General features: G+C 59.4%; 13 protein-coding genes. 1 reads left to right on the top strand and 12 read right to left on the bottom strand.

What is annotated here, in order from left to right; genetic code table 11:
* Position 1: 1 nt before the first annotated feature.
* The 12 genes from xerA to B5E60_RS07960 all read right to left on the bottom strand — a co-directional run bounded on the left by xerA (position 2) and on the right by B5E60_RS07960 (position 20,026).
* Positions 2 to 994 (bottom strand): site-specific tyrosine recombinase/integron integrase, encoded by a 993-nt coding sequence (gene xerA, locus B5E60_RS08015; protein WP_087310986.1) that lies wholly within the window; start codon positions 992 to 994, stop codon positions 2 to 4.
* 42 nt (positions 995 to 1,036) lie between these two features.
* Positions 1,037 to 2,578 carry a type I restriction-modification system subunit M gene (locus B5E60_RS08010; protein WP_087310985.1) on the bottom strand — a complete coding sequence of 514 codons (1,542 nt, stop codon included), beginning with the start codon at positions 2,576 to 2,578 and terminating at the stop codon, positions 1,037 to 1,039.
* 310 nt (positions 2,579 to 2,888) lie between these two features.
* Complete coding sequence (locus tag B5E60_RS08005) at positions 2,889 to 4,709, bottom strand: endonuclease/exonuclease/phosphatase family protein (protein ID WP_239403274.1); 1,821 nt, start codon at positions 4,707 to 4,709, stop codon at positions 2,889 to 2,891.
* 20 nt (positions 4,710 to 4,729) lie between these two features.
* Entirely contained in the window at positions 4,730 to 6,589 is a 1,860-nt protein-coding gene (locus B5E60_RS08000) for a PKD domain-containing protein (RefSeq protein WP_087310984.1), read from the bottom strand.
* A gap of 25 nt (positions 6,590 to 6,614) precedes the next feature.
* Positions 6,615 to 8,039, bottom strand: a complete 1,425-nt coding sequence (locus B5E60_RS07995; protein WP_239403273.1) for a glycerophosphodiester phosphodiesterase family protein — start codon at positions 8,037 to 8,039, stop codon at positions 6,615 to 6,617.
* An 11-nt stretch (positions 8,040 to 8,050) separates the two neighbouring features.
* On the bottom strand, positions 8,051 to 9,511 hold the full coding sequence (locus B5E60_RS07990; RefSeq protein WP_087311025.1) for a RagB/SusD family nutrient uptake outer membrane protein: 1,461 nt from the start codon (positions 9,509 to 9,511) through the stop codon (positions 8,051 to 8,053).
* A 13-nt stretch (positions 9,512 to 9,524) separates the two neighbouring features.
* Positions 9,525 to 13,082 (bottom strand): SusC/RagA family TonB-linked outer membrane protein, encoded by a 3,558-nt coding sequence (locus B5E60_RS07985; protein WP_204246457.1) that lies wholly within the window; start codon positions 13,080 to 13,082, stop codon positions 9,525 to 9,527.
* 107 nt (positions 13,083 to 13,189) lie between these two features.
* The gene (locus B5E60_RS07980; RefSeq protein ID WP_204246456.1) at positions 13,190 to 14,173 is read right to left on the bottom strand and encodes a FecR family protein; all 984 of its coding nucleotides are present in this window, start codon (positions 14,171 to 14,173) and stop codon (positions 13,190 to 13,192) included.
* A 215-nt stretch (positions 14,174 to 14,388) separates the two neighbouring features.
* Entirely contained in the window at positions 14,389 to 14,949 is a 561-nt protein-coding gene (locus tag B5E60_RS07975) for an RNA polymerase sigma-70 factor (RefSeq protein WP_087310983.1), read from the bottom strand.
* Between the two features lie 149 nt (positions 14,950 to 15,098).
* Complete coding sequence (locus B5E60_RS07970) at positions 15,099 to 17,591, bottom strand: endonuclease MutS2 (protein ID WP_087310982.1); 2,493 nt, start codon at positions 17,589 to 17,591, stop codon at positions 15,099 to 15,101.
* Between the two features lie 143 nt (positions 17,592 to 17,734).
* Positions 17,735 to 18,736: an MlaD family protein gene (locus B5E60_RS07965; protein ID WP_087310981.1), complete on the bottom strand. Its 1,002-nt coding sequence runs from the start codon at positions 18,734 to 18,736 to the stop codon at positions 17,735 to 17,737.
* A 6-nt stretch (positions 18,737 to 18,742) separates the two neighbouring features.
* A complete protein-coding gene (locus B5E60_RS07960) occupies positions 18,743 to 20,026 on the bottom strand; it encodes an N-acetylmuramoyl-L-alanine amidase family protein (RefSeq protein ID WP_087310980.1) in 1,284 nt (427 codons plus the stop codon).
* 151 nt (positions 20,027 to 20,177) lie between these two features.
* Between B5E60_RS07960 and B5E60_RS07955 the strand changes: the two genes are divergently transcribed.
* Positions 20,178 to 23,177 carry a putative LPS assembly protein LptD gene (locus B5E60_RS07955; protein ID WP_087310979.1) on the top strand — a complete coding sequence of 1,000 codons (3,000 nt, stop codon included), beginning with the start codon at positions 20,178 to 20,180 and terminating at the stop codon, positions 23,175 to 23,177.
* Positions 23,178 to 23,415: the final 238 nt, after the last annotated feature.

Below are 23,415 nucleotides of genomic sequence, written 5' to 3'. Positions count from 1 at the left end.
GCTAATTTATGAATTTACGGTGGGAGAGTTTCACGTTGCTTTGATTAACCATAGCATAGTGCATGGTAGTGTCAATCTTGACATGACCAAGCAACCGTTGCACTTGCTCAACTGGCATACCTTTGTCGATAGCCATTGTCGCCAATGTACGCCGGAACTTATGAGGATGAACACGCACAATCTTAGCCGTGCGGCCAAGTTTGCGCAGCCGTGTTTCCACGCCCGAAATTCCCAAACGTTTGTGTGGTTTAGCCAATGAAACAAAGAGTGCCTTGTTTCGGTCTTTGCGAGAGGCCAAGTATTGTTGCAGATGTATCTTTGCCCGGGCATTGAAGTAAACGATGCGTTCCTTGTTTCCCTTGCCGAAAACTATACATTCACGCTCGTTGAAGTTTATGTCCTCACGGTTTAGTTTCACCAACTCGCCCACACGCATACCAGTGGAAGCCAATATGTCAATGATGGCAAGGTCGCGGATTTCGGTGCAACTGTCACGGAGCTGTTCGATGTTCTCATCGCTCAATACCTCTTTTACTTGCGTTCCGGTCTTTACTTTGTGTATTCTGCGGACGGGGCTTTTGATGATGTAATCTTCTTCTTCAAGCCAAGCGAAGAATGAAGAAAATATCCGGCGGATGTTGTCGATAGTTACACGGCTTGACTTGTTCTTCCGCTGGAACACGGCAAGATAGGCTCTGATGTCTTCGGTGGTGTAATCTGTTACCTTTTTAGGCATCTTTTTGAACAACTGCCGAATGGTAGAGCCATAGTATTTGATAGTTGGAGTAGTGCAGCCCTCCACTTGTTTTGCAGACAAGAAGATGTCAAGCAGACGGTCATTCGACACTGCATTTTCATGCAATGTCTCGCCGTCCTCGGTAATAGTGTACTGGCTTACAACCTGAAGCAATACGCTATTAAGGTGAGCTACTTGTTCAAAACTTAACACTTCTGCCATTGCGGTGCTGATTTCTTGGATTAATTTCTCTTTCATATCTTCGTTATTTTGGGGTAAACATAACGAAGAGTAGAAGTTTTACTTAACGGTAAAGCCAATTCTTGCCAACTGCTTGCGGATTTCATCTTCAAGTGTATGCGATTGGGCAAACAAATCCGACAGTTCGGAAGTTAGCCTCTCCATTTTCTCTTGGAACGGTTCACCGTCATCCTCCACTTCCGCAATGCCAACGTAACGACCGGGAGTAAGGATAAAGTCTTGCTTTTCTATATCCTCAATGGTTGCGATTGCGGAGAAGCCTTTTTCAACTTCCAGCGTTCCGGCACGGAACTGTTCAAAGGTTTCTGCAATCCGTCCAATGTCATTACCGTGGTCTTCGGTTTCTTCACCACACGACAGTTCACGGTGTGTACGGTCTTTCATATAGCCCATATTGCGAGCGTCAATGAAAAGCGTCTTGCCCGGCTGAGCCTTTTTCTTCGTCAAGAACCATAGGCAGCAAGGTATCTGCACATTATAGAACAACTGAGACGGCATGGCTACGATGCCCTCTACCAAATCTGCATTGACAATGTTTTTGCGGATTTCGCCCTCTGTGCCTTGCTGTGAGGAAAGCGAGCCGTTGGCAAGCACCAATCCGATGCGTCCGTTGTCCGCCAAGTGATAAAGCATATGCTGCATCCAAGCAAAGTTGGCGTTACCCTCCGGCGGTATGCCATATTGCCAGCGAGGGTCGTCACGCAGTTGGTCGCCGCCCCATTTGGAAATGTTGAACGGTGGATTAGCCATGACGAAATCCGCTTTGAGAAACGGATGCTTGTCATCGTGGAACGAATCGCCGAAGCTGTCGCCAAAGTTGGCCTCAATGCCACAAATGGCAAGATTCATTTGAGCCAATTTCCATGTATTGCTGTTGAGTTCCTGCCCGTAAACAGAAATTTGGTTGATATTACCTCGGTGACGTTCGATAAACTTACTACTCTGTACAAACATACCTCCCGAACCACAAGCCGGGTCAAAGATTTTTCCTTTGTAGGGTTGGATAACCTCAACAATGGTGCGGACAACACATGATGGAGTGTAGAACTCACCTCCTTTCTTTCCCTCTTCACGAGCAAACTCCCCAAGGAAATATTCATATACGCGTCCGAGTACATCACGGGCTTCCGTTCCTGTAAAGTGCAGGTTGTTCTCAAAAATATCAATTACATTGCCCAAACGGCGTTTGTCGAGTTCAGGACGGGCATAGTTCTTCGGAAGAATGCCTTTAAGCTGCCTGTTCTCCTGCTCCAACGCTTCCATTGCAGTATCAATGACAACCCCTATTTCAGCAGTAAGCGAAGCCTTGACGATTTTGTCCCAACGGGCATCTGTAGGAACAAAAAAGATGTTGTCACCGATATACTCATCAGGGTCTTCTTCAAAGCCTGCACCCTCTGCTACAAGTTCATCGTGCTTAACTTTGAAGCAGTCGTTGATGTATTTTAAGAATACAAGTCCGAGCACTACACTTTTGTATTCGGCAGCATCAAGGTTGCCGCGTAATTCGTTTGCAGAATCCCACAGAGTTTGCTCGATGGTTTTCTTTGTTGCTTCCTTTGCTTTTGTTTTCTTTGCCATTGCTATATAAAAATGAAAACTCCCTTGCTATCCATGCGAGGCTGACCAAAGCCCATAAGATTAGCGGAGGAGTTTCATATATTGCGTTATGTTGATTTCTATTCAGGTCATTATCGCATAGCTTTATTTTGCAAAGATAGCTCTTTTCCCTGAGTTTTCTTGCATAATCCAATAAAAAGTGTATAAGTGAGCGGAGAGGAATTTTTTTTATGTGATTTTGTTCAGCAGGCACGCAAGCACCAAATAGCGATACTAATATGGTACTAAATTATATATTTCGCTATTATATTTACATATAATATTCTGTATATTAGTATGATATGAAATTATATATATTGTTGCCCACGATCCAGTCGGCATTCTTCTGTCCCGACGGGCAGGCCTTGTTGCCGTAGACATTCCAGACGTTGCCCTTCTTGTTGTAGCCCACCGACGAGGCGTAGGAGTCGTTCTGCGTAACGTCGGCCAGTGTCGCATAGCAGTTGATGACGAAGCTGTCGTCGCTGACGATGCCGACGATACCGCCCAGGTTGTTGTTGTTCGAGGCGATGCGTTCGATCCAGCTGTAGCAGTTGATCACGTAGTTGCCCACGCCGTCCGAGCCCTTGGAGATCTGGCCGGCGATGCCGCCCAGATTCTCGCCCTTGGCTCCGGAGTCCAGATTGACGGCCTCGATCGAACCGCCGCGATTGCCGCAGTTGACGATCACGCCCTGATTCTGGCCTGCGATACCGCCCAGAACGGAGGCCTCCCCCGTGCCGACGATCTGGCCCCGGAAGGTGACGCCGTCGATCACGCCGCGGTTCGTGCCGACCACGCCGCCGGCCGTCTTGAAGGCCGTCGAGAGCGAGAGATCCTCCACGTTGAGATCGTGGATCCGGCCGTCATTGGCGCCGAACAGACCGAAGGAGGAGCCCGAAGCGGTCATCGTCACGTTGCGGATCGTGTGCCCGCGGCCGTCGAACTCACCCTGGAAATAGATCGTCGAGGCCGCATAGGAGATCGGGATGACACTCCGGCCCTTGAAGTCGATATCGGCCGTCAGGGCATAGAAGTGGGTCGTCAGATAGGTGGCGTCGGCCTCCGCGCCGTTGATCGACTCGGCCACGGCGTTCCAGTCGGCCGTGGAGTTGATCTGCCAGGGGTCGGACTCCGTACCGGCACCCTCGATCTGAGGAGGCTCCGGTGCATCGTAGTTGAAGTCGACCTGGATGCTCACCGGGCAGTGGTCCGAGGGATAGATGCCGCCGTAGATCGAGTTGTCGACCCGGTAGCTCTTCAGCGCAAGCGAACCGCGCGTGTAGATGTAGTCGATGCGGGCCGTCGAGACCGAGAGGTCGGTCGAGGTCTTGTGACCGTTGAAGGTCCCCACCGGACCGCTTATGAAGCGGACGTCGACCGCCTGATAGGCGTCGTTCCAGTAGGTGCGGAAGGTTGCCGAGGCGGCATCGTCCGGCGTGGCGTTCATGTCGCCCACCAGCACCGAGGGCATGCCCGGTTTGTTGTACATCTGTTCACGCTCGACGATCAGCTTGGCGGCCTCCGAGCGGGCCATGTCGGCCAGCGGCAGGTGGGTCACCGTCAGCAGGAACTGCTTCCCGTAGCGTTTGTCGGTCACCACGGCGCAGCAGGCGATGCGGTGGTAGCCCCGCTCGTCCCAGCCGTAGCTCATCTCGTCGGGCGTCTCCGAGAGCCAGTAGTAGTGCTGGTCACTGAGCGTGAAGCGGTCCGGGTCGTAGGCGATGCCGAGAGCCTCACCGCTCTTGCCGTCCTGCGAATCGCGTCCGACGAACCACCACTCGTAGTTGCCGCCCTTGGCGGCCACCAGCTTCGGCAGCTCGGACTGAATCGTGGCGTTGGCCTCCTGGAATCCGAAGATGTCCCAGTCGTTGTTGACGATCGACTGCGCCAGCACATCGCGGCGGTTCGTCCAAAGGTAGTCACCCGTACCCTTGTTCGAGATCCAGAGGTTGTAGGTTCCCAGCCGCACGGTCTGCTCCGTCACGTCGGGCTGGGCGGGCGTCGTATTCTCCTCGTAATAGTCGTGGTTGAGCACCGTGGGGAAATCCTCGGCGCAACCCGCCGTCAGGCAGAACGTCGCGCACAGAGGAAGAATCAGGTATTTTTTCATATCGGTTTGTTTTTCGGTTGTTACTTCTGGTAGTTGATGTGGCGGGCGTTGCGGCCGTACTGCGACCAGGCCGAATCGGCTGCGGAGTTCACGCCCGGCAGTGCCACGGCGTAGACCTTGAGCTTGCCGGCGGCGGTATCCTTGCCCAGCACATAGGCGTAGCCCCACTCGGCGATCGAAACCGAACCCTCGAAGCTGTCGGCAATCTGCTCATCGCAGACCACCTCACCCTCGGCCGAGAGAACCACGTAATGACCGCTGAGCGTGACGACATGTACCTGACCGAGGTTGTCGACGGCCGGGATACTGCGGCTCTGCGCATCGAGCGTATAGGACCAGCGCGTAGCGCCATTCGTCGTATTGAGGGCATAGACCACCGAAGGCGTCACGGCATCGGCCACGATGTAAAGGGTCTGACCGTCGGCGCTCAGCGAGGCTCCCGTCTGTTCGAAACCGCCGTCGAGAGCCGCGCTCCACTTGGGCGTCTTGGCCGAGGAGGCCGTCAGATTCGTACAGTCGAAAGCGGCCAGATTCCACGTGCCGCCGCTACCCTCCTTGATCTTGCCGGGCAGATAGACGCAGTTGTCGGCGCCGACACAGGGCTGGCAGCGACCGGCCGAAAGCGTCTTGCTCGGAGCAAAGGTGTTGGAGGTCGGAACCGGCGACCAGACGAACTGATCATCGGGAACCATGATTCCGTAACCGTATTCGGACGTATTGGTAAAGACCACAACACCGTTCTTCAGAATGACGGTTCCCGATGTGGCGCCGCCGTTTGCAGGCGTTGCGTGGGCGGTATTCTGTCCCGAAGCCTTGTCGAAACCGCGGATGGCGCCGTTCGTACCACGGCTGCCGACCACCATCAGACTCGGAGTGATGCAGGGGGTCGAGTAGGCGATGCGGGCTCCCGAAGCATAGGCCGTCTGGTTCTTCCAGCGCACCGTACCCGTCGCGCCGTCGAAGGCGTAGACCGTCGGAACGGGATCCGTGCCGTAGGCGTGAGCCGCCCAGTAGAGCGTACCGTCGCTGTCCACCGAGGCATAGGCGATCTCCTGGGTCAGCGATACCTGATCCTGCGCCGCGGCGTCATACTCCCAGGCCACGCCGCCGTTGGCATCGAGAGCCACGAGCTTGCCGTCGCCCGTCACGGCGTAGATGTAGCCCAGATCGCTCACCGTCACGACATTGGCCGTGCAGAGCGCCTCGGCCGAAGCCACCTCCGTACTCCACAGCAGGGTGAAGTCCGCAACGTCGCCCGAACGGACGTTGACCGACTTGGTGACGCTGCTTTCGCCGCCGCGGTCGTCGGTCACCGTCAGCGTCACGCGGAACATGCCCGCCGAGGTGAAGGTGTACGAGGGGCTTTCGGCCGTGGAGGTCGAACCGTCGGGAAGCGTCCACTTGCGGGAGACGATCTGGCCGTCCGAGTCGGTCGAACGGTCGGTGAAGGTCACCTCGTCGCCCACGTTGACCATCATCGGGGCATAGGCAAAGTCGGCCGTCGGCAGCACGTTGTCGGCCAGTACCTTGATGATCTTCTTCACCGTGGCGCGGTTGCCGTCGGCGCCCCAGGCCGTCAGGGTGACGGTATACTCGCCGGCCGTCTTGTAGACCACCGGATCGGGCTGGGCCTCTTCGCTCCAGTTGCCCTCACCGGCGAATCCGAAGTGCCAGAAATAGTCGGTCACGGTGGTACCCTCGACCGTGGTGGTATTGGTAAAGGTCACCGGGGTGATTCCGGCCACGATTTCACCCTCGGGGAGGGTGAAATCGGTGTTGATGACCGAGTCATATACGGTATTCATGTCGTCGTTGCTCTCCGAGCAGGCACCCGGCGCCAGGAGCGACACGACGCTCAACAGGAAAATGATTCGTTTCATGATCTTGGTTTTGTCGTTTTAAGGTTTAGCGTTTGCCCCTGCCGCGCAGGTATTCGTCCATTTGGGCAGGATAGTCGCACTGGATCATCCGCACACCGGCCGTCACGAAGCTCTCCATGAGCGTCGTATTGCCGTTGTGGAAGTTTTCGCCGTCGGCGTCGAGCAGGTTCGTCACCGACAGCGCCCGGGCGTTGATCGCCGCAATCCACGACGGGGTGACATACCCGGTCGAGGTCTGCACCATCCAGGTGTTTTCGTAGGCGGTCATCAGCGTCAGCGCCGACTCCTTGTTGGCGTGCGGGGCGAGGATTCCGGGCACCTCCTGCTGCGAGAGCCAGTCGGCGCGGTCGGTATTGTCCGAGATGTAGAACTGCACGCGGTCGAGGCATCCGCAGCGGCGCACCACGTCGTAGACCTTCTCGATGTTCACGTCGCTCTCCATGCACTTGTCGAGGTTGAACCACACCTTGCCGCGGAACTCCAGCAGGACCTCCTCCAGCGTGGGGATCTTCTCCCCGGAGACCTTTCCGTCGGAGGTTTTCAGACGGAACTGCCCGAGCTCCTCGAGCGTATAGTCGGCCACCATGCCCTTGCCCGAATAGTAGCTGTTGTAGTCGGTGAAGCGGCTCAGGTAATTGTCGTGCAGACAGATGACCTCGCCGTCGCGGGTGATCTGAACGTCGGTTTCGATGAAGTCCACACACCCCGACTCGACACAGGCCCGGAAGGCGGCCATCGAGTTGGGCGGCAGGTTGTAGCCGTTCTGCGTGTTGCCGCGGTGGGCCATGATCCACATCTTCGAGCGGTCGAAGTTGCGGCACGCCCAGCTCAGCGACAGCCCCTCGACCTCGACCTCGTGCTGCAGCGACTCGCTGCGGCCGTCGCCGTAGGTGATCGAGGCCCGGACGGTGAAGTTCCCGTCGCGTTGGAAGGCGTGCGTGAGGATCTCCGAGGCCGATGCGGTCGACTGCGGATCGCTGTCGTCGCCGAAGTCCCAGTCGACAAGCTCGACACCGGCCAGATGGTTGAGCGAGAAGCTCACCTCCTCCATGCGGGCCGGGAAGTCGTTGCTGACGACCATTCCAGCTTCGGTGTTATTCACCGTCAGCGACTTCGAGAGTTCGGTCATCGGACCCGAGAGATGGGTCACGGCCGCCTTCACGACATACTCTCCGGCCTTGGCATAGGCGTGTTCGACCGGTGTGGAGACTCCGCCCGAGGCGGTTTTCCCGTCGCCGAATATCCACAGCACGCTGCGGACATTCGCCACGTCGCCCCCGAGCGAGAAACTCACCGTCTGTTCGACAGCCGGCGCTTCGGGCGTCCAGCAGATCTCCAGCTCCGAGGTCTTTTCGGGCGCAGCGGCATCCTCATCCCCGCTTCCACACGCCGGGAGGATCAAACCCGCCATCCCGGTCACCAGCCACAGTCCCAGTTTCAGCAATTTCATTTTTCCGTGTTTTAGTCGACGTTGTAACCCGGATTCTGATAGAGCCCGTCGGGATTAAGCACCCGCTCGTTGTAGGGAATGGGCAGCAGCAGATCCTTGACTGAGAAGTTGGAATTGATGGCGTTGTAGTGCTCGATGAGCTCCTGGTTCGTGTACATGCGGCGCACATCCTGCCAGCGCAGGCCCTCCTGCATGAACTCGAAGAGGCGTTCGTCGTAGATTCCCTGCCGCAGGTCGCTGCCCGACCAGTCGCCCAGACCGGCGCGCTTGCGCACCATGTTCAGATAGGTCTTGGCCTGCTCGGCCTGATCCTGCCAGTAATAGGCCTCGGCCAGCATCAGCGCCACGTCGGCATAACGCAGCACGATCCAGTTGTTGCCGCCGTAACCGTTGGCGCCGCACTCCAGATCGGCATACTTCATCGTGTGGTAATAGGTCACGCCGGCTACGGTCGTCGACCGCAGGTAGTTGCGACGCACGTCCTTCTCGTCGAACGAAGCGTAGACCTCCGGCGTGGTCATGTTGTGCATCTGACCGATCTTGTAGGAGGTGATGCCCGTGGTACTGGGTCCGAACTGATAGTTCCAGATCGAGCCCAGATCGGCGTTGCCCTGCACGAAGTTGACCTGGAAGAGGCTTTCGGGGCAGGATTTCTGCGTCGAGAGGTCCCAGAGCTGGTTGTAGGGGATGTCGGCCAGCTCGCTGAAGGGGCGCATGCCCCAGACCTGCCCCAGCTTGTCGATGGCCGTGGTGAGGAACTGCGACTTCTCGGAAGCCAGATCCTCGTCGCAGGCGCACTGCAGCGCCACCTTGCCGTAGAGGGCCATTGCGGCGGCCTTGCTGGCACGACCGCATTCGGCAGCCGGCTGGAAATCGGTCAGCGGACTCTGCAGCACATAGTCCAGATCGTCGAAGATGGCCTGGTAGACCTCGCGTTTGGGACGGCGGTAGTTGTTGGCCTCGACCTCGTCCTTGGTCTCCAGACGCTTGAGCACCAGGGGCACATCACCCCACTCGGTGACCAGATGGAAGTAGGTCAGCGCCCGGATGAAGCGGGCCTCGGCCTCGTACGTATTGCGGGCCTCGGGCGTCGAGTAGCTCACGTCGTCGAGGTGGGCCAGCAGTGTATTGGCGCGCGAGATGCTCTTGAAGAGCTGCGTGTAGCGGTTGTAGACATACTGGTTCTCCTCGGTGAGGGTGTAGTTGTAGAACTGGTAGGGAATACCGCTGCTCGCACCGCTGTCGGTCACCACGGTGACGTGTGCGCGCACGTCGGTGAAGTAGTAGTTGTACGGATAGTAATAGCTCTGCGTAAGCGACTGGTAGACACCGTTGAGCGAGGTCTGAATATCGGCTTCCGAGGTATAGAAGTTGCCGGCCGTGGTGGCATTGGGGTCGTATTCGTCGAGGAAGCTGCACGAGGCCAATGCGGCCGAAGCGGCCAACAGGGCAAATATCTGTTTGATTTTCATGGTCATCCTGGGATTAGAAGGTAAGATTCAGTCCGATCGAGTAGATGCGCGAAAGCGGGTAGCAGCCCCAGTCGAAGCCAGGCATCAGGTTGCTGGTCTTGTAGGAGACCTCGGGGTTGTAGCCGCGATAGGGCGTAATGGTGAAGAGGTTGTCGCCGCTGAAGTAGATGCGGGCCGACGAGATGCGCAGCTTGTTCATCCAGCGCGAAGGCAGCGTATAGCCGAGCGTGATGTTGGCGCAGCGCAGGAACGAGGCATCCTCGACGTAGTAGGACGAGAGCTTGAGCGACGTGTTGGGCGTCGAGATACGCGAAGCGATGGGGACGTTGTTGCGTCCGGGCTGCTCGTCCGAGATGTAGCGGTCGGCCACGATGGCGTACTGGTTGCCCGAACCCTCCATGTTGTAGAGGTAGTAGTCCTGGAAGTTGATCACCTCGCCGCCGTACGAGTAGACGAAGCTGGCGCTGAAGTCGAGTCCCTTCCACGAGAGGTTGGTCGAGAAGCCGCCCGTGAAGTCGGGATAGGCGTCGCCGATGATGGTCTTGTCGTCGGTGGTGATCATGCCGTCGCCGTTGACATCCTCCCAGATGGCGTTGCCGTACGACAGGGCGTCGAGCGAATAGGAGGAGACGGCCGGGCCCTTGAGCTGGTAGCCCTCGGGGAACTTGTTGCCGTTCTGGAGATAGACCTCGCGGTCGAGCAACGCATTGGCGTAATCGGCCTTCGACATGATGCCGATGGCGTTGTAGCCGTAGAACGAACCGATCGGATAACCCTCCTTGGTGATGTGCGAACCGACGGAGCGCTCCGTGGTAGAGATGATGTCGTCCAGACCGCCCATGCTGACCACCTTGTTGCGGTTGACCGAGATGTTGGTGCTGACGTTCCACTTGACCTTGCCGGTCAGCAGACGGGCGTCGAGCTGCAGGTCGAAACCGCGGTTGCGGATCTTGGCCGAGGTGAGGTTGGTCTTCGTCGAGGTGGCACCCGAGATCGAGGAGATGGGATAGTCGTAGAGGATATCCGACGAGAAGGAGTTGTAGTAGTTACCGATGATGTTCAGGCGGCCGTCGAAGAATCCGAGGTCGAGACCGATGTTGGTCTGCGTGGTGGTCTCCCAGCCCAGGGCGGCATCGGCGAACGAACCTTCGTAGGTGGTCGACACGGGTGTCGAACCGAAGGCATAGCTGCCCGTCGAGATCGAGGCGATGCTGGCGTAGTTGCCGATGTCGTTGTTACCGCTCTTACCCCAGCTGGCGCGCACGCGGATCGTGGCGATGTGGTCGAGGGCATCCTTCAGGAAGGGCTCGTTCGAGAGGGTCCATCCGGCCGATACCGAGGGGAAATAGCCCCAGCGGCTGTCGACGCCGAAGCGCGACGAACCGTCGGCACGGAACGAGGCGGTGAAGGTGTAGCGGTCGTCGAAGGCGTAGTTCAAACGTGCCAGGAACGACATCATCGACCAACCGGCCTTGCGCGTATCGTAGAGTTTGATGTCGGTGGCCTCGGCGCCGTGGGCCGTCACCTCGTGGATGCGGTCGTCGGCAAATCCCGTGGCCTCGACACCCAGGCGGTCGTAGGTCTTCTTCTGGAGCGTGTAGCCGGCCAGGGCATCGAAGTGGTGACGGCCGAGCTCCTTTTTGTAGCTGAGCATGAACTCGCCCAGGCGGTCGACGTCATAGGTCGAGGTGGTGCGGGCGATGTTGTAGGGCTTCAGGGCGTCGCTGTAGGCCACGGCCGAGTCGCGTCCGAGGCTCATCGGACGATAGTAGAAGTAGCGGTAGGTGTACCACTGCTGCCCGAGGCGTGCCGAGAGTTTCAGATCGGGGATGAACTCGTAGACCAGATTGACGTTCAGGTTGTGACGCGACATCTTCTCCTGAATGTCGAGTTCGTGGGCGATGGCCAGCGGGTTTTCGGGGAAGTTGATGCCCCAGTCGTTCTTCATGGCGATCATGGCGCTGCGTGCGTAGTCACCCGACTCGTCGTAGACGGGAAGGTTGGGCAGGTACATCAGCGCACTCTGGATCACGCCGTCGTTGATCATGCGGCCCTCGGCCTGCACCACGCGGTTCCTGGCGTCGTACATCGAGTAGCTCAGGCTCACCGAGAAGCGTTTCGAGATCTGCGCATCGAGATTCAACCGGGCGTTGATGCGGTTATGGTTCGAGGGGGCGATGATACCGTCCTGATCCATGTAACCGACGCTGGCCATGTAGCGGATGGCCTTCGTGCCGCCCGTGACGGAGATGTTGTGGCGCATGATGCCGGCATTGGAGAAGAGGGCATCCTGCCAGTCGGTGTCGTACTGCGGCGTGACGGGCGTACGGGTCGTGAAGTCGTAGAACATCTCGGGGATGCCGACCTCGGCCAGCGAGAAGCCCTTACCGGCACGGACCGTATTGTCGTCATAGGGGCTCCACGAAACGCCGGCGGCCGTAGCGCGCAGCCGGTAGGAGTTGTTGCGGGCGTCGATCAGCAGATCGCGGAACTGCGTGGCGTTCAACAGATCGACCTTGTGATCGAGCTGCTGGATACCGTACGAGAAGTCGTAGCTGACGCGGGCAGCCTGCCCCTCCTTGCCGCGCTTGGTGGTGATGAGCACCACGCCCGAGGCACCGCGCGAACCGTAGATGGCGGCCGAAGCGGCATCCTTCAGGATATCGATCGATTCGATGTCGTTGGGGTTGATGAAGACATCCTCCGAGGCGGGATATCCGTCGATGACGTAGAGCGGGTCGCTGCTGGCCGACAGGGAGTTGACACCGCGCACGCGGATGGACACGCCGTCGCCCGGGGCGCCGCTGGTCTGGTGGACCTCGACGCCGGCGACCTTGCCGACGAGCGACTGTCCGACGGTGGGCGCCGTCACGGAGAGTTCACTGGCCTTGACGCTGGCGATCGAACCCGTGAAGTCACTCTTGCGCATGGGGGTGTAGCCCACGACGACCACTTCGGAGATCTGTTTGTTGTCCTCCTGGAGCGTGACGTCGATGACCGTACGCGAGCCGACCGTCTCCTCCTTCGTATCGAAGCCGAGGAAGGCGAACGAAAGGGTCTGACCGGGGCGGGCCGAGATCGAATACTCGCCCGAGAGGCCGGTGACGGTACCCACGGAGGTCTCCTTGACGATGACACTGGCTCCGACGACCGGATCGCCCGCGACGGTGGTTACGCGTCCGGTGATAACGCCGCGCTGCGATTCCCGGTTTTCCGCAGCGGCTGCCGGGCGCGCCACCCGCGAAAGGAGCACGCGGTTACCCTCGATGCGGGCCTCGAGATGCTGAGGGCCGAGCACGCGGTTGACAATCGAGACGATCTCTTCGGATTCGGCCCTGACGCTGACGAGGGCCGTCAGATCGATGTCCGCATTGTTGTAGGCGAAGGTGTAGTTGCTGCGGGTTTCGATTGCGGAGAGAAACTCCTTGACCGTCACATTCCGCAGATTGATCGAGATGACGCGGGTCTGGGCCGCGGCCGTAAAGACCATACCCAGCGCCAGCATCAGCGACACGAGAAATTTCGGGACACGGGGCATACGCCCGAACGGATTGGGTCCTTCATGTTTCATAGGTAAACAGGTTTAAGTTTGGTTTGGTGGATAAGTTTCAGCATCGGGACCGCGGCCCCGTCAAAAAGGAAGGGTTCAGTTGTCTGGTTTCATGGGTCAAAAGGCGTTCATTTACGGATGGAAATATGGTGCTTGTCAATTTGCAGACAGTGATAGTGAGTCAGATTTTCGATGATGCGGAGCGTCTCATCGAGGGTTTCGGGGCGCAGCGTGAACGAGATCCGCACCGACGGGTCGACATCCGATTCGATGCGGATACGGATATTGTACCAGTGTTCGAGGTTGACGGCAATCTCCCCGAGGGTCATGTTGTCGAAGACGATCGAATCGCCGGTCCAGCTGCAATAGTTGTCGGCCACGACGTTGCGGACGGTCGTCAGTCCGGTCGAGGCATCGAACGTACAGTTCTGGTCGGGGACCAGCCGGATGCGCTCCTGCGAATGGAGGTGTTCGACCTCGACGCTACCCGACTGCAGGGTGACCTCTTCGATCCCGAAGTCGTCGATATGGCTGGCCATGAAGCGCGTACCGAGCACGCGGACCTGCAGTTCGTCCATCGTCACCTCGAAGGGTGCGAGCGTATCGCGCTTCACGTCGAAGAAGGCCTCGCCGTCGAGGCGGACTCTGCGGTGGCCGTTTTCGGCGAAATCGGCCCGGTAGGCCAGGCGTGAATCGGCATTGAGCCAGACGGTCGAACCGTCGGGCAGCGTAAAGCGTCCCTTGCTGTTTTCGGCCGTCACGAGCCACGTGGTAGAGTCGGCGGCCAGGTGCTTCACGACGAAGAACTCAACGCCCATCAGCAGCACGACCACAGCGGCGGCCACGGCGGCAGCCCGTCGCGAAAGGGTGATCAGCCGCGCCTTCGGAGCCACGTGCATTTCGCGATGCAGCCGCCCGAGTTTGCGCCGATAGCTCCGCTCGTCGACTGTAAAGACTTCGGCGGGGTCGAGCCGGTCCCACTCCTCGCGCAGAACCGACTCCTTCTCCCGGGCATGCTCCTTGTCCAGGATCCAGGAGCGGAAGTGCTCCTGCACCCGGTCGGGCATCGGATGGAAGAGATAGGTGTGGATAATTTTTCGAACCAGATTCATGTTTCCACGGCATTTACATCCATAAGACGGGCAACAAGGGGGCAACCCCAGTCGGAAAATCAATTTTTTTCAACACGATGCCCACTCCCCAAAATCATTCACCCCGGAATTCTGAAATCCGGGGCGAAAATAGCGTAAAAGCCAACAACAGGGATTCTGCGGACAAAATGTCACAGAAATGTCATCTCGGCGGGCAAAGGCTCCGCGAGAGGCAATCAACAGAAAAAGGCGATGATTCCGATGATTTTTTTCAATTCGGAGAGAGCCGTATGAATATGGTATTCAACGGTTTTGGTCGATATGCCGAGTTCCCGGGCGATCTCCTGGTGGGAACGTTTCTCGTAGCGGCTCATACGGAAGACGCGCTGCCGCTGTTCGGGCATCTGCTCGACGGCCATTTCGATGATCAGCAACAGATCCTCCGAAGCGATCCGGGCGGCGAGATCTTCCGAGACCAGCTCCCCGACCGAGGGATAACTGCGCTCGTAACGGATTCGGACATGCCTGTGCTCGAAGCGGTCGAAGACGGCATTGCGGGTCATGCGGAAGAGGTAGCTGCGCAGGGATTTCACATGGCTCATACCGGTGCGGTTCTCCCAGATTTTCAGAAAGATGTCATGGGCGACATCCTCGGCTTCCGAGCGATTTTTCAGCAAACAGAAAGCAAAGGCCTCCACATGCGGAGCATACCGCAGATAGAGTTCGTCGAAGGCTCCGCAGTCGTTCTCGTCGAGTCCCTGCAGGAGGCGTTCATCGGTCTGTTCTTTCCAGTTCATTTCGAGATTAGGGATCGCACCACCGGGGAGATCCGCCCGGTTGCAAAGACGAATTTACGCAAAAAAATCCAGAAAAGAAAACGCCCGCATGCTCCCGCCCGATCACAAAGCACCGCACCGGCCCCCTCGGCGGCAGGCCGCAACCCGCCTTAGGAGAGGTCGAACGTCACGATCGTGATGCCGGCTCCACCGCGGTCGGCATGTTCGTCGACGGCCGATACCACCTCGGGAACCGTCCTCAGATAGCGGCGGATCTCCTCCTTCAGGGCGCCGGTCCCCTTGCCGTGAAGGATCGTCACCGAGCCGACGCCCAGCATCAGCGCATCGTCGACCAGATTCTGCACCGCCTCCAGCGCCTCGGCGGCCCGCATGCCGCGTACATCGATATGATCCTTGAAGTTGAGCTTGCGGGCCGAGATATCGGCCGAATAGACCGTGCGGGCCGTTGTCGGGCGCGTCGCTTCGCGGTACTCGTTGTTCGAGACGACGCGGAGCGCCGACTTGTCGACCGTCGTGAGGATCTGCCCGAAGGCCACTTGGGCCCGTTTGCCCTTCAGCGACTGCACCACGCCGACCATCTCCTGCCCCGCCATGCGGACCTTCGACCCGACCTCCACCTCACGTGGCTTCTCGACCGCCTGTGCCGGCTTCTCGGGGCCCTTTTCGCCCTGACGCTCGCGCCGTTCGGCACGCCGCTGACGGCGCCGCTCGATGCGCTCCATCTCGCGGACCACCTGCTCGTCGCGCTCCGACGGATCCTCCTTCTCGACCGTCTCGCGGAAGTCGTCCAGCTCGCGGCGCGCCAGACGCGTCAGCTCCTTCTCGGCCTGTGCCTCGCGGATCGTGCGGATCGTATTCTCGATCTGCCGGTTGGCATCCGCAATGAGGCGCTGCGCCTCCTCCCTGGCCCGGCGCAGGATCTCCTGCCGCTCGGCGCGGATCTTCGAGAGCTGCTCCGTGTAGGTCTGCTCCAGCTCCTCGACCTTGCGGTCCGTCAGACGGATGCGGTCGCGTTTCTGCTCCCAGTAGTGCTTGTCGCGGGCGATCTCGCGCAGCTGCTTCTCGATGTTGATGTGGTCCGAACCGGCCTTTTCGCTCGCCGCACGGATGATCTCCTCCGGGAGTCCGATCTTGCGGGCGATCTCCACGGCAAACGAACTGCCCGGCTTGCCCATCTCCAGCCTGAACAACGGGCGAATGTGCTGCACGTCGAACATCATCGCACCGTTGGCAATCCCCTCGGTATTCGACGCATAGTATTTGATGTTGGCATAGTGGGTCGTGATGACGCCGTAGCACCCCCGGGCCAGCAGCCGTTCGAGGATCGCCTCGGCAATGGCCCCGCCGATGATCGGCTCGGTTCCCGACCCGAACTCATCGATCAGCACCAGCATACGGTCCGACGCCCCGGCCAGCATGTGCTTCATGTTCAGCAGGTGGGACGAATAGGTCGACAGGTCGTTGTCCATCGACTGCTCGTCGCCGATGTCGATGTAGATGCTCTCGAAGACAGGCAGTTCGGAGATCTCCGACGCCGGGACCGGGAATCCGCACTGGAACATGTACTGCACGATGCCGGTGGTCTTCAGACAGACGGACTTTCCGCCGGCATTCGGCCCCGAGATGACCAGAATATGCTTGCGGCGGTCCAGCTGCAGGTCGAGCGGCACGATCTCGCGGCCGGCGGCGCGCAGCGTCTGCTGCAGCAGCGGGTGGCGGGCATTCTTCAGCACAAGCCGGTCGTCCATCGAGAGGATCGGCCGCACGCAGCGGTTCTCCGAGGCCCAGCGACCCTTGGCACGCAGCATGTCGATCTCGGCCAGATAGTCACCCGACGCGGCTATCAACGCGGCATCGGGACGGATTCCCTCGGTGAACTCCGTGAGGATGCGCACGATCTCGCGCCGCTCGGCGTATTCGAGTTCGCGCAGTTCGTTGTTGATCTCCACCACCTCGACGGGCTCGATGTAGAAGGTGCGTCCCGTGGCCGACTCGTCGTGGATGAAGCCCTGCAGCTTGCGCTTGTTCGAGGCCGAGACGGGGATCACGGCCCGTCCGTCGCGGATCGAGATCTGGGCGTCGCTCTCGACGATTCCGGCCCCCTTGGCGGCCGAAAGCACCGCCTGCAGCCGCTTGGCGGCGAGCCCCTCGTGCTGACGGATGGCGCTGCGAATCTCCTGCAGCGCGGGCGAGGCGTTGTCGCGCACGTTGCCGAACGGATCGACGATCGCCTCGATCTGCCGCACGATCTCGGGGAAGGCCTCGACACCCCGCGTGCGGGCATGGAGCGTCGGATAACGCTCCGCACGATTGAGGATAAAGGAGACGATGCCGCCGATGGCGCGCAGGGCGTGACCGAGCGTGACCACCTCCCCCACGTCAAGGAACGCCCCCTCGACACGCAGTTTGGCCAGGATCTGCTCGACGTCGGGATACTCTCCGCCGGGGAATTCGTGTTCCATTTCGACGATCAGGCGCATCTCGTCGGCCAGAGCCAGACGGTGTTCGATCTCGCGCGGCGAGGTCGAGAAGCCCTCGGCGGCGATCCGCTCACGGGCGGCCTGCATCGTACAACGTTCGGCGACCTGCTCCCGAAGGCGGTCGAAACCTATTTTCTGTTCGAAAGTGGCTGGATAGATCATGCGATGGATGAATCGAATAAAAACGGCCCCACGACTTGTCCGGGGCCGGAAACAGGGCTTTGTCCAGGTGATCGGCGACACACCGCGCCGCGCGGGACGACCTTTCCGCGCGATTCAAGAGCCGGGTGTTGCAGCATCTGCTCTCAGCGCAGGGCCTTCAACGAATCGCGCTCGGCACGTTCGGCCTGGCGGGTGGCCTGCCGTTCGGCCCGGGCCTTCATCTTCTCGGGATTGCGGCCGAAGAGCGAGAAGTGGACGTAGCGTCCGGGATACTGCTCCAGATCGGCCAGCAGCGACGCCAGATTGTCGCTGGCCTCGGTGAGCGATTCGTAGAGCGCCGGATCGTTCAGCAACCGGCCGACGGTTCCCTCTCCCTGGCGGATCTGCGCAACCAGCGCATCGACCTCCTCCACCGTTTCGGTGAGACGGCTTGCGAACTCCGCCTCGGCCAGCTCCGTGGTGATGCGGTTCAGGTTGTTCATCATGCTGTCGACCCGCGGGGCATTTTCGCCGAGCATCTCGGAGAAGGCCGAGAGGTTTTCGACGGCCGAGGACAGATTCCGTTTCTGCGCATCGAGCACCTCGGCCAGATCACCCGACAGGGCATCGAGATGGGCCATCGTACCGTTGACGTGCCCGGCATTGGTTTCGAGCAGCCGGTTGATGTTGTTGAGCGTACGCGAAAGGTCGTCGGTAAGGCGCGAGACCTTCTGCTTGAAGAACTCCAGCTCCGAACCGGCCATATCCATCAGGTCGCGGCCGCGCACCGAACGCAGCGTATCGCCCTTTTCGAGATACTCGTCCGACGAACCGTAGACGATTTCGATGGCCTTGCCACCCATCAGGCCGTCGCTGTAGATTTTGGCCTCCGAATCGATCGGGATCCGGTACTGGCGTTTGATGGTGAACTGCAGCACGACATTCTGGCTGCGCTCGGGATTGAACGCAATGCCGGTCACGGTACCGATCTTGACCCCCTTCATCATGATGGGCGAAGCAGCCTGCAGACCGCTGATCTGATCGTACGAGGCGTAATAGACGGTGTTGCGGCCGAAGATGTCGAACCCCTTCAGAAAACGGATTCCGGCCCAGGCGGCCACGAACATCAACACGGCAAATATTCCGATCTTGACTTCTCTTTTCATCGCGAACTATTTGTTTACAATTTGCGTACCCCGACAGCAGACCACGAAGGCTTCGGGGAAAATTTTGCGCACTTCGGCGGCCTTGCGCTGTGCGGCGGTACGGCTTTCGAACTCGCCGACACAATATTTATAGGGGAAACGCCCCTGTGAGGTATACTGCCGCACCTTGCCGCGATACGAGCGGAACTGCGCCGAATTGAGCGGGATGCTCCTGGCCGAAGCCAGCACCTGCACCGCATAGCGCAACGGCTGCTGCGCGGCAGACTCTTTCGCAACGGCCCCCTTTGCGGCGGACTCTTTTGCGGCGGAGGCGTTTTCGCCCGAAACCTTTCCTGCGACGGACGGCTGCGTGGAGTTCGCGGCCCCCTTGCCGGAGGCCTTGGCCGAATCGGCTGCCGGCTTCGGAGTCGGCTGCTGCGTGCCGGCGGATTGGGAGGTGCCGGCGGATTGGGAGGTGCCGGCCGGCGGGGTCGTCTCCTTCTCCGAGGCGCCCTCCTCGGCCCGACGCGTCTTCAGCACATAGGCCGAATACTCCTTCACGGCACGGTAGATCGACGAGGCAATTTCATTCTGTCCCTTGTCGGACTTCATGTAGGCCAGCTCCTGGGCATTGGTCATGAATCCGATCTCGGTCAGCGCACCGGGCATGTCCGTGGCGTAGAGCACGCGCAGCAGCTGACGCTTCACGCCGCGCGAATTGCGGCCGGCCTTGGCATAGCTCGTCTGGATGCAGCGGGCGATGGCCATGCTGTATTCGCCGTAGGTGAACTGCAGATTCTGAATATAGGCCCGCACGATGGCTGCCGTACGTTCGTCCGACATGTCGATCAGATCCTCGCGGTTGCTTTCGTAGAGGGCATTTTCGTTGTAGCGCTGCTCCTTGGGGGTTTCGCCCATGATGAGCGTCTCGACACCCCGGACCGAGGCAGCTTTCGGCGCAGCATTGGCATGGATCGAGATAAAGAGGTCGCCGCCGGCATGGTTGGCGATATCGGCCCGGGCCTGGAGATCCGAGGCCAGATCGGCGCCGAGGGCCTTGTCGGTCGTCCTCGTATAGACGACCTTCACCCCGGGCATCCCCTCCTCAATCAGCTTGCCGAGCTTGAGGGCCACCTTCAGCGTGAGGTCCTTTTCGTAGACACCGCCGTAGTGTGCCCCGGGGAATTTGCCGCCGTGCCCGGCGTCGATGACCACCACGCTGACTCCGTGCACAATATTCCCGCCGGCAACCGCGTTGATAGAGACGACGGCCGCCGCAAAGGCGAGGAGCAACAAAAGGCGCATGCGCATATTTAATGGTGCCAAGTGTGAGCTTTCTGTAAATTTTTACCTATCTTTGTCGGGCCGGAAACGCGGCCGAAAATGCGGCCGGAGAGGCTCCGGAGCCCGATCCGAGCGTTTTTGCCGACTTGTCGGCAAAGGTACGAAAATTTTTGGAATTTTGGATAAACTGAGGGTAAAATATATCGCATCGGCGGCCGTACTCGTGCTGTTCGCCCAGGTTGTGCTGGGTGGCATGACGCCCCGTACGATACCCTTTTCACCCCTCGAAGAGGCGTCCGGCGGCTCCGGGATTCCGGCCCTGGCCGAGGCGGCTCCCGCCCCCGACAGCGCCACATCCGGGCAGGCGTCCTCCCGACCCGAAACACCACCGGCCGCCACATCCGGGCAGGCGTCCTCCCGACCCGAGACACCACCGGCCGCCACAACGGCCGCGGGGGATTCCGACACCGTGGGGGCCACCCCCGCCACCCTCTCGCGCCGTGAACTGCGCCGTGAAGCCCGTACCGCGCGCGAACGGGCCCGCCGCAACGCCGCCTTCAATGCCCTGAGCCAGCAGGAGCGCGATTCGCTCTTCTCGGCACAAGTCGACTCGCTCATCGCCCGCAAGGCCGATTCACTCCAGATGCACGCCGACTCGCTGGCCGTCGACACCATGCGCCGCGACACGGTCAGGAAGCCCCGGCCGGCCGGGGCGTTCCTCGACGACCCGATCTCGGGCAAGAATACCGACTCGCTGGTCTACGACGTACGCAACAAGCTGGTCTACATCTACAACCAGGGCGACGTCACCTACCAGAACAGCAACCTCAAGGCCGACTTCATGCGCATCGACATGAACTCGAAACTGGTCCACGCCTACGGAAAACCCGACTCGCTCGAAGGCCGGCCGATCATCACCAAGCCCGAATTTTCGGACGGTTCGGCCTCCTACCAGATGGACACGATCACCTACAACCTCGACTCGAAGAAGGCCAAGATCAAGGGGGTGGCCACGCAACAGGGCGACGGCTGGCTCGTGGGCGGCAGCGTGAAGAAGATGCCCGACAATACGATCAACATCGAGAACGGCAAGTACACCACCTGCAACGAAACCGACCACCCGCACTTCTACCTGGCGATGACCAAGGCGAAGGTAATCCCCGGCAAGAAAGTCGTCACGGGCCCGGCCTACCTGGTGATGGAGGATGTTCCGATCTACTTCCTGGGCATCCCCGAAGGCTTCTTCCCGATCAGTTCGGGGCCGAAGTCGGGACTGCTGATGCCCACCTACGGCGAGGAGTATTCGAAGGGTTTCTTCCTGCGCGACCTGGGCTACTACTTCACGCTGGGCGACTATGCCGACCTGGCCGTGCGGGGCGGCATCTACACCCTCGGGTCGTGGGAGGCCTCGGCCGCCTCGCGCTACATCAAGCGCTACAAGTACAGCGGCAGCTTCAACATGGAGTTCTCGAACATCAAGACCGGCGAAAAGGGCGAACCCGACTACATCAAGCAGAACAACTTCCGCATCCAGTGGACCCACTCGCAGGATGCGAAGGCCAACCCCGGATCGACCTTCTCGGCCTCGGTGAACTTCGCCACGAGCGGCTACAGCAAGTACTCGGCCACGAACCTCAACGACATTCTGGCCACACAGACCAACTCGTCGATCTCCTACTCGAAGAGCTGGACGGGCACCCCCTTCTCGCTGTCGGCCAACATGGCCATTTCGCAGAACTCGCAGAACCAGTCGCTCTCGATCACCCTTCCGACAGTGGTCTTCAACGTCTCGCGCTTCTACCCATTCAAGCGCAAGGAGAAGATGGGCAAGGACCGCTGGTACGAGAAGATCTCGATGCAGTATACGGGCAAGATGACCAACTCGGTGACCACCACCGAATCGGAAATCTTCTCCAAAAAGACGCTGGAGAACATGAAGAACGGCATCGAACACTCGATCCCGGTTTCGGCATCGTTCAACCTGTTCAACTACATCAACGTCACGCCGTCGGCCAACTACACCGAAAAGTGGTACTTCAAGAAGGTCGAATACGAGTGGAACCCGGTGACGAACCAGACCGACACGCTGCCGACGAACTACGGCTTCTACCGCCTGTACAACTATAACTTAAGCATCTCGTCGTCGACGACCATCTACGGCATGTACGACTTCACCAAGAAGCGCCGCGACCGCAAGATCCAGGCCATCCGCCATACCATCACGCCGACCTTCGGCTTCTCCTACGCCCCGGACTTCAGCGACCCGAAATACGGCTACTACCTCACGCGGCAGACCGACTCGACGGGCCGCTTCACGACCTATTCGCCCTACGCCGTCAATGCCTATGGCGTACCGTCGTCCGGGCGGTCGATGTCGATGACCTTTTCGCTGTCGCAGAACCTCGAGATGAAGGTATTGTCGAAGCGCGATACCTCGGGTGTGAAGAAGATCAAGCTCATCGACGAACTGCGCGCCAGCGGTTCGTACAACTTCCTGGCCGACTCGATGCGACTGTCGACCATCTCGCTGTCGTTCCGCACGACGCTCTTCAAGAACTTCGGCATCAACCTCTCGGCCACACTCGACCCCTATCGCGTTTCGCCGCAGGGCGTGCGCTACGACAAACTCTTCTTCCCGGGGCGCATCACCTCGACGGGCTGGTCGTTCGGCTATACGTTCAAGTCGCGCGAGGACAAGAGCACCCCGGCCGTCAACGACATCACGTCGATCCCTCCGGAGTACCAGAACCCCTTCTACGACCCCTACGGGCAGATGGATCCCGTGCTGCGGCGACAATACATGGCACAGAGCTACTATGACTTCTCGCTGCCGTGGAACTTCGGCTTCAACTATGCGGTGAACTACTCCGTCTCGTACGTCAACAACGGTACGACGGGCTACCGCAAGAACATCACCCAAACGCTGGGATTCAACGGTTCGGTGAACCTTACGCCGAAGACGGGTATCACCTTCCAGGGCGGTTACGACCTGAAGACCAACAAGCTGACTACTTCGTCGATCTCCATCACGCGCGACCTGCACTGCTGGCAGATGTCCTTCTCGTGGATTCCGTTCGGCTACCACAAGAGCTGGAGTTTCAACATCGGCGTAAAGGCGGCATCACTCTCCGACCTGAAGTACGACAAGTCGCAGTCGATGTACGACAACCTCTATTAGCGGAGGGGGCGTGCGGGCATAACGACAAGCGGCCACAGCAACGAGGCGAACCGCAAGGGACGAACGACATGGGGCCGGTTACGATGGAGCCAACGGCGAGGGGGGGGGAAAAAAGAAATCGGACGTAAGAGCAAGGCGGCAAGGCGGCAATCCGTATTGCACCGTGACGCCCGTCCATACCGACGTCCATGCCGCACCGCACAATGTCCATTCACGCCGCCTGCCCGTGCCGTCCGGC

Source organism: Alistipes sp. An116, assembly GCF_002161005.1.
In the GTDB taxonomy this organism is placed as follows: Bacteria; Bacteroidota; Bacteroidia; order Bacteroidales; family Rikenellaceae; genus Alistipes; species Alistipes megaguti.
Note: the sequence above shows the minus strand (reverse complement) of the source record. Positions and strands in the feature narration are given on the sequence as shown.

Bases quoted from the DNA above. Each gene is read 5' to 3' on its own strand.
- xerA (WP_087310986.1), bottom strand. From the start codon at position 994: ATGAAAGAGAAATTAATCCAAGAAATCAGCACCGCAATGGCAGAAGTG.
- B5E60_RS08010 (WP_087310985.1), bottom strand. From the start codon at position 2,578: ATGGCAAAGAAAACAAAAGCAAAGGAAGCAACAAAGAAAACCATCGAG.
- B5E60_RS08005 (WP_239403274.1), bottom strand. From the start codon at position 4,709: ATGAAAAAATACCTGATTCTTCCTCTGTGCGCGACGTTCTGCCTGACG.
- B5E60_RS08000 (WP_087310984.1), bottom strand. From the start codon at position 6,589: ATGAAACGAATCATTTTCCTGTTGAGCGTCGTGTCGCTCCTGGCGCCG.
- B5E60_RS07995 (WP_239403273.1), bottom strand. From the start codon at position 8,039: ATGAAATTGCTGAAACTGGGACTGTGGCTGGTGACCGGGATGGCGGGT.
- B5E60_RS07990 (WP_087311025.1), bottom strand. From the start codon at position 9,511: ATGAAAATCAAACAGATATTTGCCCTGTTGGCCGCTTCGGCCGCATTG.
- B5E60_RS07985 (WP_204246457.1), bottom strand. From the start codon at position 13,082: ATGAAACATGAAGGACCCAATCCGTTCGGGCGTATGCCCCGTGTCCCG.
- B5E60_RS07980 (WP_204246456.1), bottom strand. From the start codon at position 14,173: ATGAATCTGGTTCGAAAAATTATCCACACCTATCTCTTCCATCCGATG.
- B5E60_RS07975 (WP_087310983.1), bottom strand. From the start codon at position 14,949: ATGAACTGGAAAGAACAGACCGATGAACGCCTCCTGCAGGGACTCGAC.
- B5E60_RS07970 (WP_087310982.1), bottom strand. From the start codon at position 17,591: ATGATCTATCCAGCCACTTTCGAACAGAAAATAGGTTTCGACCGCCTT.
- B5E60_RS07965 (WP_087310981.1), bottom strand. From the start codon at position 18,736: ATGAAAAGAGAAGTCAAGATCGGAATATTTGCCGTGTTGATGTTCGTG.
- B5E60_RS07960 (WP_087310980.1), bottom strand. From the start codon at position 20,026: ATGCGCATGCGCCTTTTGTTGCTCCTCGCCTTTGCGGCGGCCGTCGTC.